Below are 15,086 nucleotides of genomic sequence, written 5' to 3' on the forward strand. Positions count from 1 at the left end.
GATCAGCGTGAACGGCTGACGGGTCGGCCAGCCGTGATCGCCAGAGCCGCCGACACGCCGGCGGTGAGGCGGGGCCTGTGTTCACGGCCCTGCTGCGCCTGGCGCGTGCCGGTCTCGTGGGCGAGAGTTTCGGAGAGGTCGGCAAGCAGCGGACTCGGGGTGTGTGGGGACGCGGTGATGGCCCATGTGGGGCGGTTCGAGTTGAGCCCGGCCCAGATGGTCCAGGTTGCCAGGTTCTGACTCGCGTGTTGTGCGGCGAAGGCGTCGAATTGGACGCCCGCGCCCCCGCCGGGGGAGGTCCAGCGGATCCATCGCCCGTTCACGGTGTGCTCCCATCCGGCGTCGGAGAGCGGCTGGGTGGCTGCGGTGACAATCTTCTCGTCCGCTGAGGTGCTGATGACCGCGTCCCAGCCGTCGCCGTCGGCGAGGTGGATGAGTAGATTTTGCAGCACCGGGGCAGGGGTGTCGCCGGTCGCGGTGAGGACCCACATGCGGTCGGAGACGGGTGTCTCGTAGGCGGCCACGGTCCAGGCAGTTTCGTGGGCAAGGGTTTCGTGGATGCGTTCGATGCGCAGGGTCTGCGATTCGTGGATGACGTGGGTCGTTTCATCGGACCAGGTCCGCCACTTCTCGAACTCGCCGTGCGCGTCGAGGAAGCTCTCGAGGAGGGCGTCGTGGTCGCCGGCATCGGCCAGATAGACGGGGACGGCCTCCGGTTCGAGGCGGGACGATCGGGGCTTGGCTGTGGTGACGTCGAAGACCAAGCGGGTTTCGAGGGCGGCGCGTTCGGTGTCGGTAAGGGGTGCCGGGCCGGGACGCATCTCGGCCGCGTGGACCTTCTCGAAGGCCACCAGTGCCTCCGCGGGGGAGTTGAAGGTGTCGGCGACCTGACGCAGATGATCCTCGCCGTGCAGGTAGACGGACTTGCCGCCCCGGTGGAGGTATGTGCCGACCGCGACGGTGGTGCGGCCGTCGTGGGCGTGGGCGTGGATGAGGAGGTGGCCGTTGCGGATGTCGTCGTGGACCTTCTGCGCCTGGTTGGAGACCTCGCGGATTTTGCTGCGGGTGCACCAGGGCATCGGGTCGCCCGTCCAGGTCCATTCCTCGTCGATGGCCTCTTGGAGGCGCGGGGTGATCTCGACGGTGATGCCTTCGCTGATCAGGTGCTGGGCGGCGTCGGCGGCCCAGTAGGGCTCCTCGTGATCTATGCGTGCCAGGACCAGGACGCCTGTGGCGGCGACACTCCAGCCGGCAGCCTCCAGAGCCGTGGAGGCGACGTGGGCCTGGCTGCCGGTCAGGACTGCTTGCACGGCGCTTGGGTGAGTGGGGTGGGTGTCGAGGCGGACATGGGCGTCGATGGCGGAAGTCACGTGGGGGTCTCATCTGTTCTGCCGGTAGCCGGACCTGCAGGCGTGGCCACCGGCGTACTTGGGAGTTATCGGGTCGCTCGTGTGGGCCGGGCGGCGTGTGCGGCCGTGGTGGTCGGCGGGCCGGCGCGGATGGCGGGCGCCGCTCGCCGCTGCTGTGGCGGGGTGGTTCCGGTGGCGTGCTGCCAGCGGGTGCGGACGGCGGCGATGTCGGCCAGGGCTCGGCGGGCGCCGACGACGAGTTGGAATGGAGTGTTCGCCGGGTCGTCGGCACACGCCTCGATGCGCCGTGCGGTGCCTCCGGCAGTGGTCAGGAGGGAGCGCTGCAGGGCGCGTTCGCCCCAGTGGCCGACGGATCCGGCCGGTTCGGCCAGCATGCGGAGGATTTTGCCTGGCTCGCTGCCGTCGTCCAGCAGGCCACGCTGCTGGGCTTCCCACAGGACGGTGACGGGGTCGACGGGCTCGTTGCGGCGGGCGAGGGTGGTCAGGCACTGCCACAGGCCGGCGTGCAGGGGCAGGGTGAGGTCGTCGGGGAGCAGCCAGCGGACGGTGCCGATGTCGTCCGGGCGGGCGGTGGCGGTAGCGAGCAGTAGTTGCTCTTCCTCGACCGCCTCGTCGTGGTCGGGGGCGGGGGTAGGGGGCGGTGCCGGGGTGCGAGGGAGGATGCCGGAGCGCGGGGGAAAGCGGTGCGCGGTGTCATCCACGACCGCGGCGAGCGTGTCGACCTGGGTGAGCACAGCATGGACGGGGTGCGGGAGAGAGCCGTCGTGGACGGTGTGGATGAGGCGCTTGACGGCCGTCAACAGGCGGCGGCGGGCGTGCTCGGCCTCGACCATCCGGGCGTAGGCGGGGGCGTGGCTGGGCCAGGGGCAGACCTGAATGAGGGCGTGCAGGTAGGAGGCGGTCAGTCCGCGCGCCTGCTCCCGGCCTGTGGTGAGCACGAGGTCGAGCCACTTGGTGTTCCTCGCGTGCTCGGTAGGGTCGGGCCGCGGCACGGTGCTGATTGCGGCGTACAGCGCGGCGTGCGCGGCGGTGGAGAACGAGTCGGCGGTGATGCCGTTCACGTCGTCTAGGCGGTGTGGGTCGAGGAGGAGGGCTCCAAGGAGGGCCTGCTCGACGTGGAACACCGGCTGGGGCGGTGGGACGGCGTCCAGGTCGTGTTCGTCGGGTTCGGGTGCGTGGGACATCAGGCGGCGAGGGTGAAGTCGTCGGGGTCGAGGGTGACGTCGAGGTGCGGAGCGAGGAGGTGGCCGGCGAGCAGTGGGGGAACGGCGTTGCCGATCTGCGAGAACTGCTGGCCCTTGTTGCCGGCCCAGGGGTAGTCGGCGGGAAAGGTCTGCAGGAGGCCGGCCTCGCGGGCGGTGATCCGGATCGGCTCGGGAACGGCCGGTGCATCGGTGTCCGTGGCCCAGGGTGTGGTGGATTCGGCGACCCAGGTGCACTCGTTCGCGCGATGCCCGAAGAACAGCGTGCCGGCCGGCTCGGACAGCGGACGGACGGTGGCGTTGGCCTGGTTGTTGCTGCGCAGGGACCACGCCCAGTGGTGGGCCTCTGCGGGGAACGTGGGCGTCGGAGTGTCAGCGGCGAGGTCGTCGCGGGCGCCGTGCCGGACCGCCCACCCTGCGTCTTCCCGGCGGGACTGCAGGACCGCCCCGTCCGGCCGGGGCATCCAGGTGCCGCGCTTGCGGGCGTCAGACAGCGTCTTGCGAGAACCCGAAGGGAACGGTTCGGGGCCGCCGCCGGGCCCACCTCCTGCGCAGACGGTGGGCACGGGCCGGTCGGTCGCTCCCCTTCCCAGGGCTTCGGCCATGCTGACCCAGCGAGCGCGGCCCGGGCCGAACAGCGATTCTGGCTCGGCGAGTCGGGCGTGCGTGGGCGTGGGCGGCTGCGCCGTGCGTACGCGGGAGGCCAGGAGGATCGCTCGCTTTCGGGTCTGCGGGACGCCGAAGTCGGCGGCGTTGAGGATGCCGTACCAGACGGAGAACCCCCAGCCGCGCAGGACAGCTGCGTACTGTTTCCACAGTGGCAGCACGTCCGGTACTTCCTCCATGGCGACCCATTCGGGCTCGCCGACCGCGTTCAGGGCGTAGAGGTAGCGCATCGGCTCGGCGGCGAGCAGGGAGCGCTTGTCATGGCAGGCGGCGAGGAGGCGTTCGCGGGTGTCGCGACCGGTGGCCAGCTCGGCGACCGCCTCGTGCACCAGCGGTTGGTCGAGCAGGCCCAGGCGCTTGCCGGCCATGCTCCACGCCTGACATGGCGGCGAGGCGATCACCCCTCGGGTGCCGCCGATGAACGGCCAGGTTGGGTACCCCGCCACGTCGCACCGGATGGTCAACTGGCCTGCCGCAGCTCGGGTCTTACATGCCCACGGGTCCCATTCCAGTCCGACGTCGCGCACGCCCAGGACGTGCAGGGCCCTGCTCCAGCCGCCCGGCCCCGCGAAGAGGTCGAGGATCACGTGGCCAGCTCAAAGTCGTCCCGCGTCAGCGTGTCGGCGTCGCCACGGCACGCCCAGGGCGAGCAGCCGTCCTCGACACCGTCCTCCGGCACGTCGGCGTCGCCCAGTTCGGGCTGCAGGGTGGCTCTCTCGGCGGCGGTGACGTGATCGATGGGGGCTTCGCTGAGCGGGACGCGGGAGCGGTGCAGGAACGCCTCGCCGAGCAGCCTGTTGCCGGTAGCGCTGGCGCGGGCATTGCCCTGCCGGATCGCTGCGTCGAATTCGACGACGTTCGCCCACTCGGACGGCGAGGTGTCCCTGATGTGCCGCCACTGCGCATTTCCGTGGAACGGGCATCCCAGGCAGCTCGACTTTGGCGTGTCGGCGAGGCCGAGTGAAGTCAGGTAGCGCACGCAGTCGGCTCTGCTCCAGGACATGTCCAGAAGGGGATGCCGGTTACGCATGTACTTGACGTCAGCGTCCTTCGCGCGGTGGAATTCATCCGTGGAGATTCCTACCCACTGCTCGACGAAAACGTCCTTCGGGATGCGTGCCGGGTAGGGGTAGCCGAGTAGTTCGCGCACCTTCTGCTTGATCGGCTTCACCTTATATTCCCCGGTGCACTGCCGTCGGGTCATCCCAGGTCGCCCGTCCTTGTTGAGGATGTGGAGCGGCATGGAGGCGAACCGGTGATCCGGGTTCAGGGCGTCGTCGCGGATATTTCCGGCCGATACGTGGAGTACGGGTATCCCGGCGGGAGCGGCTATCTCCTGTTCCAGGCGGTCAAGGTGAGCATAAACCGCTTCGGGTTCCCAACCGGTGTCGGCGAAAATCGCGTAGTCGACCTTCGGGAGGATGCCCTGAGCGGAGAGGGCAAGCATGGTGCTGGACTGGATGCCGGCACCGAGTGAAATGCAGACGAGCGTGGGAGATGCAGAAATCGGGCACTTCCTTGAGTGAAGAAGAGGGGGTCGGGCCTGCGCTGTGGGTGGTGTCAGCGGCGCGCGCGGGCGGTGGCCGCTGCTACTGGTGAGGGCACGGGGAGAGTCGGGGACGGGCTGGTGCGCAGCGGGGTGTCGATGACCGAGTCGAGAGCGGAGAGCCCTGGGGAGGTCAGGCACACGCGGTCGCGTGGTGGTCCGCCGGAGAGGAACGGGGGTGCGGTGGCGACTTCGCGGATCACCAGGCCCTGGGCTTCCAGGTGGTGCAGCACCTTGATGTCGACGGAGACGCTGTGGCCGTAGCCGCGCTGCCCGTACTGTTCGGTGACCAGTACGTGGCCGCGGGCTACTTCGAGCAGGACGCCGCGTTGCGCGGCGTCCATGTAGGGAACGGCGGCGCTGGTGCGCGTTCTGCCGGGCAGTCTGGCGGCGATGTGCTCGGCGGACTCGACGACCGCCGCTGGAGCGAGGGCGGTCAGTTCCCGCGCCTGACGTATGTGCTGGCCGAACCCACGGCGGGCATGGGGCCGCGCGAGGTGCACATCGTCAGGGAGCGCGTGTTGGGCGGCGGTGAGGTAGCGGGTGGCTCCACCGGTCAGGTAGGCGATCTGTTTGAGGCGCACGACGGCGCTGGTCACCGGCTCGATGGCGGGCAGACGCTGCTGCTGGACCGTTTTGACGCAGGCAAGGGCCTCGCGCTCCAGGCATAGGGCCGAGGCGACGTACGCGTCGGGCCTGACCGTGGAGCGGCCGGAGAACAGGAGATCGATCCGGTCGTTGTGCTGCGTGTACAGACCGGCGAGTGCCAGCAGCCGCTCCACCGGTGTCAGCGGTTCGGGTGCATTCATGGGGAACAGGGGGTCGGGGCTGGGCGGTGTCGTCATCCGTCAGCGGGCCGCCGAACGGGCCGCCGTGGGCCGGATGGCGGGGCGGCTGGTCGTGGGCGGTGCCGAGCGGGGCTGTTCCAGGACAGCGCTCAGTGCCCGGATGCCGTGCTGGGTGAGGCAGAGACGCTCGGAGTCCGGCGGGAAGGCAGCGTGTCCTCGGCTGATCAGGCCCCGGTTCTCCAGCGAGCGGAGGGTGGTGACGGCGAGCTGCTCCTGACCACGTTCGACCAGCGGCTTGTTCACCGCCTGGTTGATGACGACGTGGCCGGCGGCGACGGTGTGCAGCGCGGTGTGCTGCGCGGCGGTAAGCGCTGGTGGCCGTTGGGCCGGGATGAGGTTCTGCCGACACATCTGACGGGCGAGGAGGCCGGCGGCGGTGAGGCAGTCCTCGGCGCCGAGAGAGGTCAGCTGCTTGGCGCACTCGATGTGCTTCTCGGCCTTCGACAAGTGGGGGCGGTGGTGGACAGCCTTGTAGGAAAGGCCAGCTGCGGTGCTGAGGTGGTCGGCGGCGAGCAAGGCGAGGTTGGCGAGCTGCATCATCCGCTCGGCGGCGCAGCGCCCCTCCCAGGAGGGTGAATTTCCTGAGGCGTTGTCCAGTCTCTGGCGCAGGTCGAGCGAGCCGCGGGCAAGGGCCTGGGTCACGGGGATGTGCTCGGCCACCGCCTTCGTCAAGTCGAGGCCGTTCAGCGTGCTGATGAGCTTCAGGGCGTCGTGGTGGCGAGTGAAATCGGCGCCGAGGTCCAGGAGGCGTTCGGGCAGGGACGGGTCGGACGTGCGGATCGTCTCGGTGGTCGTCATCGGCTGCGGCCCCTCGGCGGGGAAGGCGGAATGGGTGCGGAACGTGCACGGGGCGGTGCCGGTGGGATGTCCTGCACCGTTGCGATGCCGAGGTCGACGCGCACGCTGACTCCGCAGAGGAACAAATGGGCCTCGGCGCGGACCACGGTGTTCATCGCGTCCGCTTCGCCGAGTCGGTCGGGCAGCGTGAAATCCCGGTCCGTGCCGGCGTTCGTGAAACCGTGCTGGGCGAGGACGGCCTGTGCCTGGTCCGTGGTGGCACTCGCCGTGACAGAGCCGTCGTGGAAGCCGATGTTCACGTCGGGGCGGGCTGTCGTGCCTGCGGGCCGTGGGCGTGTTGTCCAGGCGAGGTCGACCAGGTCGTGGGTGTGGCTCATCAGTCCGTATGCCGCGACGCCAACGCTTTCGTGGGCGTCTTCCGACGTCTCTGGCGGCAGGAGGTAAACGGTGCGGCCCCGATGCTCGCGCGCGGTGAAGCCGGCTCCAGCCAGAATGGGAGTGGCATGGTGGATACGGCGGTTGAGAAGGAGGAAGGTCCACCCGTCGCTGGTGGAGCCGATGAAGATGTCGTGGTGGTCGGTGATCGTCATGGTCGATGTATCCGGGTCAGCGGTGGGGCCGAGGGAGGAGGGGCGTCGCCGCAGCGGTGCGGACAGGCGTAGGAACCGGCGGTGACGTGCTGATGCGCGCCTGGATGGTGCCGTTCCGGCTGAGGGATGTCCGCTGCAGAGCGGCGGTCACGGCGATGCGCCGCACGTCCAGTGGTGTGGGGGCCCGTGCCGCTCGGGGCGGGGCCAACTCGAGCGGGGTGAGCTGTACGAGATGCTCCACCTTCGGGTGGATCATCCGCCGTGTCCTGACGACGGGTGCGGGGTCGACGAGGGCGGCAGCCGTGGCGGCGATCAGGTGCGGGGGCGTATCGGAGGTGAACGTCGCCTCGGCACGTGTGCCCCAGCCTGCTGGCCCGGCCCACAGGGTGACCGTGCGGTTGCGGCGCATGTCGATGACGGCGCCGGCCTGTCCGTCGGGGGAGACGATCTCCACCGTTCCGTATTCGGCTGCTTCCCGCTTCCAGCCGGCGTTGAACAGCGGGGTGACACCGGCAGCCCAGTAGAAGGAGGGGCGGTCGAGGAAGCGGTCGCTGTCTTCGGACCAGTCGTCGGCCAGGGCAGCGGTCAGACCGAGAACGATCTCGGCGGGGGTGTTGTGGTTGAAGACGGCCGTCCAGCGTGGCGCAGAGACGGCATCGTCTGCTGCGGTGATCTTCCACAGGTCGAAGTCGTCACCGAACCAGCCGATCCTGATGCGGTGGTCGGGGGAGGTGACGACGAGTTGGCACGGGCCGTCGTCCAGGTGGTGGTGCGGCCAGTGGGAGACCGGGGCGAAGCCGGGGTCGGCGACACCGCTGGAACCGGCGAGATAGCGCGGGGCGACATGGTATTCGCGCCACTTCTCCTCGTCCGTGGTGGACTGCACGAGGGTTCGGGTCCTTCGATGGTGGGGTGGTGTTCGGGGCGAGCGGGCGCGTGTGGCGCTGCCGTGCCAGCGGGCGATCTGCCGGCCTCGGGGACGCCCACGAGCAGGTGGTGCGCGGGTCTGCGGGCAGGCGGCGTGGCTGGGGACGGGGCTGCGGTGCTCAGGCGGCTGGGCCGAAGACGCCCTGGTTCGGGGCGGCCTTGGCGATCGCTCGGGCGGTGATGGCCTTCGACGCCCGGTTGGATGCGGTGGACAGTTCGTCGGCGCCGGGCTCCAGGTACCAGGGCCTCAGGTCGAGAATGGCAGCGCGCATGCCGGTGGCGAAGCACAGCGCCGTGCCCTTGGGCAGCGCGCGGATGGCGTCGGCGGGCAGGATCCGCTCCTGGCGCATGCTGACCGACGTCGACTTCCCGGACTCCGAGTGGGAGGTGGACCGGGTCTCGACATCGTGGTCGCCGATCAGGCGGGAGAGCTTGTCCGCGAAGTCGGGGTCGTCGATGCCGGAACCGATGACCTTGACGGTGGAGGCGGACCACATGGCGTCCATGCCGGCGTCCCCCCACACCTTCTGGCCCTGGCGGTAGGACTGCAGGATCGTGATCGGGATGATTCCGCGGCTGCCGAGGTGGGAGTACAGGTCCGGCAGGTCGCCGATCTTGCAGACGTTGGCGGCCTCGTCGAGGATGGCCAGCATGGGTGGGTCGAGGCGTCCGCCGGCGCGTTCGGCCTGTGCGGTTGCGGCTCGCATGACGGAGTCCGCGCACGCGGCGATCAGCGCGCTGGCTCCGCCTCCGCCGTCTTTGCTGAGCAGGAACAGTGTGTCGGTGGAGGTGACGAATTGCTCCGGGCGGAACTCAGCAACGTCCTTCTGGGGGGTCACCCAGGCCGCGATTTCGGAGTTCAGGAGGGCGGCGGCGTACTGGCGGGCGGTCTCGTAGATGCCGTCGCGGGTCTCCGGCGGCCCTTCGACGGTGCCCTTGAGCTGGGCGGCGACGGCGGTGAAGTCGTGGTCGCGCAGGATGTCGAGCGGGGTGCGGTCGGCGGGGAAGGCGAGCCACTGCATGATGTCGGTGATCGGCCGCTCGTCGAGCGCTGCGGCCAGCAGGAGCTGGGAGAGGATGTTGCTGCCGGCCTTGGACCAGAAGTCGCCCTGCTGGGAGGCGTCCACTGAGGCGGCGAGGAAGTGTCCGGCGAGCCGGTTCGCTCCGTCCAGCGTTTTGGCGGAGGCGAGGGGGTTCCACCACATCTCGCGGGCGGCGTGCGCGATCTGCTGCGGGTCCATGGCCCACACCGCCCCGGCCTGGGCCCGGGCTTCGTAGGCGGTGGTGAAGGCGTCTCCGGCGGCCTTGTTAGACGTGAGGAGGACTGGGCCGGGTGCGTTGAGCATGGAGGGGATCGCGAGCGAGGTGGTCTTGCCCGAGCGGGGTGCCATGATCGCGACGGCGACGTCCTCGAACCCCATTCGGGCCTCGTGCCTGGTGCCCTGAAGGTTGCCCAGGAGGATGCCGGTGTCCTTGGCGTCGATGTGCTTGGCGTTCTTCAGGCTCGGCCGCAGGGAGCGGGCCTTGTCGGTGATCGCCTTGGCCATCAGGGGCTCGATGTCCCGGGCCTTGGCCATGCCGGTGATCTTTTTCTTCCGGCCACTGCCCCGGCTCTTGTGCCGGGCCCACAGGAGGCCGACCGCGGCGGCGAGGGCCAGGAGCAGGACGACGGGCACGATGCGGGCGCCGATGAGCAGGGACGTTTCTCCCACGGTGGGCCAGACCTGCTCGGGGTGGAGCAGGGCGGTGGTGGGCTGGTAGGGCGCCCAGGAGGCTCCCGTGAGGGTGGCGGTGATGTTGCCGCACAGCCAGGCGAAGTGGGCGAGCGGGACGGTGAGGGCCGCCAGGCCGAGCAGGAGGCGCAGGGCGAGGTCGTACCCGTCGGTGTTGCTGTTGGAGGAGGGGGGCAAGGGCTGGGTGCTTCCGGCGCGGGAACGGGAGGGCTAGCGGCTGTGGCCGCGCTGGGGCGGCGAGTGCCGCGCGGGGATGGGGGCCGTCGGCGTGCCGGCGGGCCGGGCGGCGAGGGAGCGGACGCGGTCCTCCAGCGCGGCGGCGAGGTAGACCGCGGGCACGTCGAGGAACCTGCGGGTGACCAGGTGGGGGTCGAGGGTCGGCAGCTTCTGCTCGCCGGCAGTGCGGTACACGGGATGCGAGTCGGTGAGCGCGGCGGTGAACGCGGTGACCAGACGGGCGGGAGTGTGCGTGCCGAAGCGGGCCTGCCACACCGGGCGGCGGTCCGGGCCGAGTGTGGCGGTGACGAACCAGGCGCCCGGTTCCTCTTCGCTGCCCAGCCGCTGGACGTAGGCGGTGCCGTCGGGTGAGACGAGGCCGTCGGCGCCGATGGTGGGAGCAGACCAGGCGGTCTGCCGGAGCGGCTCGAACGGATCGCAGGACTCGCCTGCCGGTGTGACCGGAGCGGTGAGGGCATCGGTGACGGCGGCGATCAGCTCGACCGGAGTGCGGGCCCCGAAGCTCGCGTACCAGGCGGGCCGGCCGGCCTCGGCCGTGTGCTGCAGCGTCCACCACTGGTCGTCGGGGTTAGGTTCCAGGCGCAGGAGCGCCTTCTGGTCGGGGCTGGAGAGCAGGACACGCGGCATCAAGGGGTCGAGGCCGTGGCTCCAGCCGCATGCGCGGTGGAGGGGGACGGTGATCCAGGCGGGGTCGCCCCCGCCGGCGAGGTGGCGTGGGGTGATGAAGTCGACCTCGACGCTGTCGGCTGTGGACGGCATGGTCACCGCCTCGCCGCGCGGTAGCCGCCGTGCCGGGGCTTCACGGTGGAAAGCCGCGGGCGTTTCGGCTGGGTTCCTGCCCGGCGGGTGGCGGCGTGGATGTCGAGGATGGCCCGGCCGTGGCAGGCCCAGTCGTCTAGGTAGCTCCAGCACTCGGCGCGGTGCGCGTCCAACGCGTCGACGTATTGCTCGGTGCCGGGCTGGGCGTCCGCGGGGAGCTGGGCCCGGGTCTGGATCCACTGGCTGTCCAGGGCGTCGAGGTGGTGCAGCGACTGCTCCAGGATGGTCAGTTGCCCGCGCCAGCTGTCCCGCGTGAGGTGTGCGGGCAGGTGCTGGAGCTGGAGCCGGGCGGTGGCCAGCAGCTGGCGGGCGCCGGAGCGGACGCCGGTGAACGCCGCCGCGGTGTGTGCGTCACGGAGGGCGGCCCGGCGGCCGTAGGCGTCCTGGTCGAAGGGCCAGCCGTCCAGGTCGGTGTTGAACTCGGTGAAGGCGTCCCAGGACGCCAAGATCCGTTCGCTGTCGCGCAGGTAGGCGTTGAGGAGCCGCAGGGAGGTGCGACGGTGGGCCATGGTGCGGGGGATGGGAAGGTCCTTCCGGGGCATCGGTGCGCAGCCGGCTGGACGGCGCCGGTCGGCACCGGGGCTTTGCGGGGTGGCGGTCTGCTGACGGCGCACGGCGCGGCGATGGCCCGGACTCCGCTGCGGTGATGGCCTCGTGGACCGTGCGCGTTCGGGGGTGCCGAGGTGGGAACGGGCGTGGGCGCCGCCGTCGGTGACCGTCTCGGGAACGAGGAGCCGCTATCGGTGTGCCGGGGCGGTCCGGTCGCCGGTGGGGGCTGCGGTCACCATGGGTGGGAGCGCGAGGGGTGACGGCGCTCGTCTGGCGGCGGTGTTGATCTCGGTCAGGGTGTGGCCATGGGTGGCCCAGTCGTGGAGGGCGTCCCGGCATTCGGCGTGGTGTGTGGCGAGGGCGATGTCGTAGGCGTCGGTGCCGCGATGGGCGTCGGCCGGCAGTTCGTCGCGGGTGGCCTGCCATCGCTCGGCCAGGGTGTCGAGACGTTCCAGGGCGTCCTGGAGGACTCCAAGTTGCCAGACCCAGCGGCTTTGCACGGAGCCGGAGGGCAGGTGTCCGAGCTGGGTCTGTGCGGTGGCCAGGAGAAGGTGCGCACGCTCGCGGACCGGTTCGAAGGCTTCTGCGGTCATGGCGTCGCGGGTGCCGGCCCGTCGGCCGTAGGCGTCTTCGTCGAAGGGCCAGCCGTCCAGGTCGGTGTGCTCCTCGGAGTAGGCGTCCCAGGCGTCGAGGATCTTCTCGGCGTCGCTCAGGTAGCGGTCGAGGTGACGCAGGAGGAGGCGGTGAGCGCGGTGATCAGTGGAGATGGGGTGGGGTCCTTGTCGGGTCAGCGTCGGGCGGCTTGCGGGGCGGGGCCGGCCTGTGCCGGGGCCGCCGCCGTGCGAGGCTGGTGCCGGCGGGCGGCACGGGCCTGCACGCGCAGTGCCTTGACACGGGCGGTGTGGGCGTCGACCACGTGCTGCGGGCGCAGCGGGCTGGGTTCCTTCACAGCGCTGTAGTGAGCCGTGCGGTCGAACATGCCGCGCTGGAGCGGGCGGTGGTCGGCCAGCGCGGCGAGGAACGCGCCGACCAGGTGGGTAGGGGACCGTTCGTCGAAGTAGGCATGCCAGATGCGCGGGCCGGCGAACGATCCGTGGCCGGGCTGGCAGACCTCGACGTGCCAGGACGGCTGCTTCCTGAATTCACTCCGCGGGCGCAGTTCGATCGTGCACATGGAGTCCGGCGAGTGCGCCGCACCGTCCGGGTCGCGGCGCCAGCCTGACGCGGTCACCGTCTGCCACGGGTCCGGCTGCTGCTGTGGCGAGGCGATGAGGGCGTCGGTGAGGTGGGCGAGGACTTCGGCCGGAACGAGTTGGCCGAACTCGGCGTACCAGCCGGGCTCTGTACCGGAGCGCTCGGCCTGCATCCGCCACCAGGCCGAGGTGTGGGACTGCGGGTCGAACTGGAGGCGGTAGCGGTGATCAGGGCTGCGCAGCAGGATCTCGGCGCTGAGCGGGTCGGAGGTCAGGTTCCATCCGGCGGCGGCCAGACCGTGGGTGACGTGCCGGGCGTCGCCGGGCCCGGCCAGGTGGCGGGGGCTGACGTCGTACGGGATCTGCCCGGCGTGCTGGTCGGCGAAGGCGGCGAGCTGGCGCTCACTCACCGGCACCGGCAGCACTCCCGATCGCGCCGAGCGTTGATGGAGTCGTACATCTCTGCGAGCCGGTAGGCGAGGTAGTCATGGGCGCGCTGGGCGGCCTGCTCCTGTTCGGCAGTCCGCGTCGTGAGCGGGTCGGTGGGCGCGGTGCCGGCGAGTGCGTGGAGGGCGTCCCCGAGCATGACGGGCAGATGGGGGTGCTGGTCGAGGAGCGGCTCGACGAGGGCGCGAGCCTGGCGGGGGTCGGGGCCTTCTCGCAGGTAGGCGAAGAGCCGGGCCAGGGTGTCGGTCGCGGCGCGGATGGTGTCCGGGGTCAATGCCGGCATGGAGTCTCCTCGTGTGTCGGTGTCAGCGGCGGGTGTGGGCGCTGCTGCTGGTAGGGGTGTGGGGGCGGGCGGGGGTGCGGGGCCGGGCGCTTCGGGCGCTGCTGCGGGCCCAGGTAGTGGCGCGTGCGGCCGTGATCCGGGCCTGCTGCCACGCGCTGAGCTGGGACGGCAGGACGGACACCGACCGGGTGCGAACCTGGTTGCTGTGGGGCACGCGTCCGCGTGGGCGCATCACCGGTTCGGGGCTGGCGAGTTCGGCTGCGAAGGCTTGCACCAGGTGCATCGGGGTGCTGGGCGTGAAGCGGGCGGTCCAGCCGTTGCCGTGTCGGTCCTTGGCGCCGGTCCACCACATGGCCTTGCCCTCGGGGCTTTGCCGGTAGTGCATCCATGCGTTCTCGTCGGGACTGGTGGCGGTGTAGTGCCGGCCTTCGAAACGCGTGTGCCAGTTCTGCTCCTGCACGGGTGCCCAGACGTTGGGGGCGTGTGCGGAGCGGGGACGGGTGAGAGCGTCGGTCAGGCCGGCGACGATCTCCACCGGCGTCTGCCGGCCCAGGTGCGCCGACCACTCCTGGTTGAGGCCGTTCGCGGCGCCGTGAATCGTCCATCCGCCAGGCAGGACATAGGGGTCGTAGACGATCCGCACCTGACGGTCCGGGCTCTGCATGGCCAACGGTCCGCCCGAGGTGGATCTGTCCCGCCAGCCGGAGGCGCGCAGGAACTCCGAGACGTGACGGATGTCGCCGCCTCCGGCGAGGGCACGGGGTTCGACGAGGTAGTGCTGCTCGGCTTGCTCACCGGCACCCCAGCCCTGCCACTGCTGCTTGCTCACCGGCGCCGCCGGACGACGAGCGGGGCGGGAGCGGGGGGCTTGGCCGGAGTGGTGGTGGGCTGGGTGCCGATACTGCGGAGGGTGTCGCGGTGTTCGTCCAGGTCGAGGCCGATGTCGTGGAGTTCGTTTGCCGCGCGGCCCAGGGCGAGCCACACCTCCGGTGGAAGGATGCCGCGTTCGGCCTGGTCCTTGGCGAAGTAGGAGCCGGTGATCATCAGTTGGGTGAATCGGCCGAGGACTCCGTCGTCCGCGTTGAGGACACGGGCGATGACCTGCGCGGCCTGGGGAGAGGGAAGCTGAGAGAGGTGGTCGGTGAGCCGGCCGAGCTGCACGGTGATCTCGTCGGCCAGCTCCACCGGGTAAGGGGCGGGGTCGGACATGCTCCTCCGGGTCCGTGGACGGTCAGTGGGGGTGACGGTGGGCTACGCGTTGCTGCTGGGCGGGGACGGCCTCCGGACCGGCATCGGCCAGCCAGGCGACGCGGTCCGGGCCGGTCGGGACGCAGGCGCGCAGGTAGCGGCGGAACAGGGCCGTGGCGAGGCGGGGCTTGAGCCGGTGGCTGATCGGTGCTGGTGCACGGGGTGCTACGGGACTTCTCCGGTGATCCGGGGCCGGGCCCTGCGGCATGCGGGTGGTGCCGGGGCCGTCGGGCGAGGGTTCAAAGGACACGGCGGGGCGACGCGGGAGGCGCCACGGGCGCTGATGTCAGGCGCCGCGGTGCTGCTGCGGGCCTGCTCGTCAGGGCTTCGTGCTCGGCTTGCTGGTATACGGCCTCGTCAAAGAAGTCGGGGTCGCAGTTGACCGTGTAGCCGGCCAGCAGGGCGGGGATGACGCGGGTCGCCAGGCGCTTGTGCTCGTGGGCTTCGATGTGTTCGGGCACGGTGTGCCAGATGCAGAGCGGCTCGGGGTATGTGTGGCGTTCGAGGCCGAGCTGTTCCAGCAGGTCGTGAAGTTCGGTGGGGGTGTCGGCGTGGATGGTGGTCGTGAGGGCTTTCATGTAGATCTCGACGTCTGTGCCGTACTCGTCGGCCAGGTTGGCCATACGTTTC

At 70.7% G+C, this 15,086-nt stretch carries 18 protein-coding genes; all 18 read right to left on the reverse strand.

Features of this window, described 5'->3' with window-relative positions; translation table 11 throughout:
• Nucleotides 1-2: 2 nt before the first annotated feature.
• The 18 genes from ABS735_RS13975 to ABS735_RS14060 all read right to left on the reverse strand — a co-directional run bounded on the left by ABS735_RS13975 (nucleotide 3) and on the right by ABS735_RS14060 (nucleotide 15,079).
• The gene (locus ABS735_RS13975) at nucleotides 3-1,370 is read right to left on the reverse strand and encodes an SPDY domain-containing protein (protein WP_016325437.1); all 1,368 of its coding nucleotides are present in this window, start codon (nucleotides 1,368-1,370) and stop codon (nucleotides 3-5) included.
• A 65-nt stretch (nucleotides 1,371-1,435) separates the two neighbouring features.
• Entirely contained in the window at nucleotides 1,436-2,554 is a 1,119-nt protein-coding gene (locus ABS735_RS13980) for a DnaB-like helicase N-terminal domain-containing protein (RefSeq protein ID WP_016325436.1), read from the reverse strand.
• Nucleotides 2,554-3,825 carry a DNA cytosine methyltransferase gene (locus tag ABS735_RS13985; RefSeq protein ID WP_042799387.1) on the reverse strand — a complete coding sequence of 424 codons (1,272 nt, stop codon included), beginning with the start codon at nucleotides 3,823-3,825 and terminating at the stop codon, nucleotides 2,554-2,556. Before ABS735_RS13985 ends, ABS735_RS13980 begins: the two co-directional genes overlap by 1 nt.
• Nucleotides 3,822-4,685 carry an adenine nucleotide alpha hydrolase family protein gene (locus ABS735_RS13990; RefSeq protein ID WP_016325434.1) on the reverse strand — a complete coding sequence of 288 codons (864 nt, stop codon included), beginning with the start codon at nucleotides 4,683-4,685 and terminating at the stop codon, nucleotides 3,822-3,824. Before ABS735_RS13990 ends, ABS735_RS13985 begins: the two co-directional genes overlap by 4 nt.
• Before the next feature lie 113 nt (nucleotides 4,686-4,798).
• On the reverse strand, nucleotides 4,799-5,593 hold the full coding sequence (locus tag ABS735_RS13995; protein ID WP_144080677.1) for a hypothetical protein: 795 nt from the start codon (nucleotides 5,591-5,593) through the stop codon (nucleotides 4,799-4,801).
• Nucleotides 5,594-5,632: 39 nt separating this feature from the next.
• Nucleotides 5,633-6,430 carry a hypothetical protein gene (locus ABS735_RS14000; RefSeq protein ID WP_016325432.1) on the reverse strand — a complete coding sequence of 266 codons (798 nt, stop codon included), beginning with the start codon at nucleotides 6,428-6,430 and terminating at the stop codon, nucleotides 5,633-5,635.
• Nucleotides 6,427-7,020 carry a hypothetical protein gene (locus tag ABS735_RS14005; RefSeq protein ID WP_016325431.1) on the reverse strand — a complete coding sequence of 198 codons (594 nt, stop codon included), beginning with the start codon at nucleotides 7,018-7,020 and terminating at the stop codon, nucleotides 6,427-6,429. Before ABS735_RS14005 ends, ABS735_RS14000 begins: the two co-directional genes overlap by 4 nt.
• Before the next feature lie 16 nt (nucleotides 7,021-7,036).
• The gene (locus ABS735_RS14010; protein ID WP_016325430.1) at nucleotides 7,037-7,906 is read right to left on the reverse strand and encodes an SPDY domain-containing protein; all 870 of its coding nucleotides are present in this window, start codon (nucleotides 7,904-7,906) and stop codon (nucleotides 7,037-7,039) included.
• Between the two features lie 160 nt (nucleotides 7,907-8,066).
• Entirely contained in the window at nucleotides 8,067-9,857 is a 1,791-nt protein-coding gene (locus tag ABS735_RS14015; protein ID WP_016325429.1) for a type IV secretory system conjugative DNA transfer family protein, read from the reverse strand.
• A 33-nt stretch (nucleotides 9,858-9,890) separates the two neighbouring features.
• On the reverse strand, nucleotides 9,891-10,676 hold the full coding sequence (locus tag ABS735_RS14020) for an SPDY domain-containing protein (RefSeq protein ID WP_042799385.1): 786 nt from the start codon (nucleotides 10,674-10,676) through the stop codon (nucleotides 9,891-9,893).
• A 2-nt stretch (nucleotides 10,677-10,678) separates the two neighbouring features.
• Nucleotides 10,679-11,245 carry a hypothetical protein gene (locus tag ABS735_RS14025; protein ID WP_042799384.1) on the reverse strand — a complete coding sequence of 189 codons (567 nt, stop codon included), beginning with the start codon at nucleotides 11,243-11,245 and terminating at the stop codon, nucleotides 10,679-10,681.
• A gap of 228 nt (nucleotides 11,246-11,473) precedes the next feature.
• Nucleotides 11,474-11,878, reverse strand: coding sequence for a hypothetical protein (locus ABS735_RS14030; protein ID WP_016325426.1), 405 nt, complete (start codon nucleotides 11,876-11,878; stop codon nucleotides 11,474-11,476).
• Nucleotides 11,879-12,072: 194 nt separating this feature from the next.
• Nucleotides 12,073-12,894: an SPDY domain-containing protein gene (locus ABS735_RS14035; RefSeq protein WP_016325425.1), complete on the reverse strand. Its 822-nt coding sequence runs from the start codon at nucleotides 12,892-12,894 to the stop codon at nucleotides 12,073-12,075.
• Nucleotides 12,885-13,208: a hypothetical protein gene (locus ABS735_RS14040; RefSeq protein ID WP_046247922.1), complete on the reverse strand. Its 324-nt coding sequence runs from the start codon at nucleotides 13,206-13,208 to the stop codon at nucleotides 12,885-12,887. Before ABS735_RS14040 ends, ABS735_RS14035 begins: the two co-directional genes overlap by 10 nt.
• A 22-nt stretch (nucleotides 13,209-13,230) precedes the next feature.
• The gene (locus ABS735_RS14045) at nucleotides 13,231-14,037 is read right to left on the reverse strand and encodes an SPDY domain-containing protein (RefSeq protein WP_016325423.1); all 807 of its coding nucleotides are present in this window, start codon (nucleotides 14,035-14,037) and stop codon (nucleotides 13,231-13,233) included.
• The gene (locus ABS735_RS14050) at nucleotides 14,034-14,417 is read right to left on the reverse strand and encodes a hypothetical protein (protein WP_042799381.1); all 384 of its coding nucleotides are present in this window, start codon (nucleotides 14,415-14,417) and stop codon (nucleotides 14,034-14,036) included. Before ABS735_RS14050 ends, ABS735_RS14045 begins: the two co-directional genes overlap by 4 nt.
• Before the next feature lie 22 nt (nucleotides 14,418-14,439).
• A complete protein-coding gene (locus ABS735_RS14055) occupies nucleotides 14,440-14,706 on the reverse strand; it encodes a hypothetical protein (RefSeq protein WP_016325421.1) in 267 nt (88 codons plus the stop codon).
• The gene (locus ABS735_RS14060) at nucleotides 14,696-15,079 is read right to left on the reverse strand and encodes a hypothetical protein (protein WP_373906590.1); all 384 of its coding nucleotides are present in this window, start codon (nucleotides 15,077-15,079) and stop codon (nucleotides 14,696-14,698) included. Before ABS735_RS14060 ends, ABS735_RS14055 begins: the two co-directional genes overlap by 11 nt.
• Nucleotides 15,080-15,086: the final 7 nt, after the last annotated feature.

Origin of the sequence: Streptomyces sp. MMCC 100 (assembly GCF_041538145.2) — a bacterium.
GTDB lineage: Bacteria > Actinomycetota > Actinomycetes > Streptomycetales > Streptomycetaceae > Streptomyces.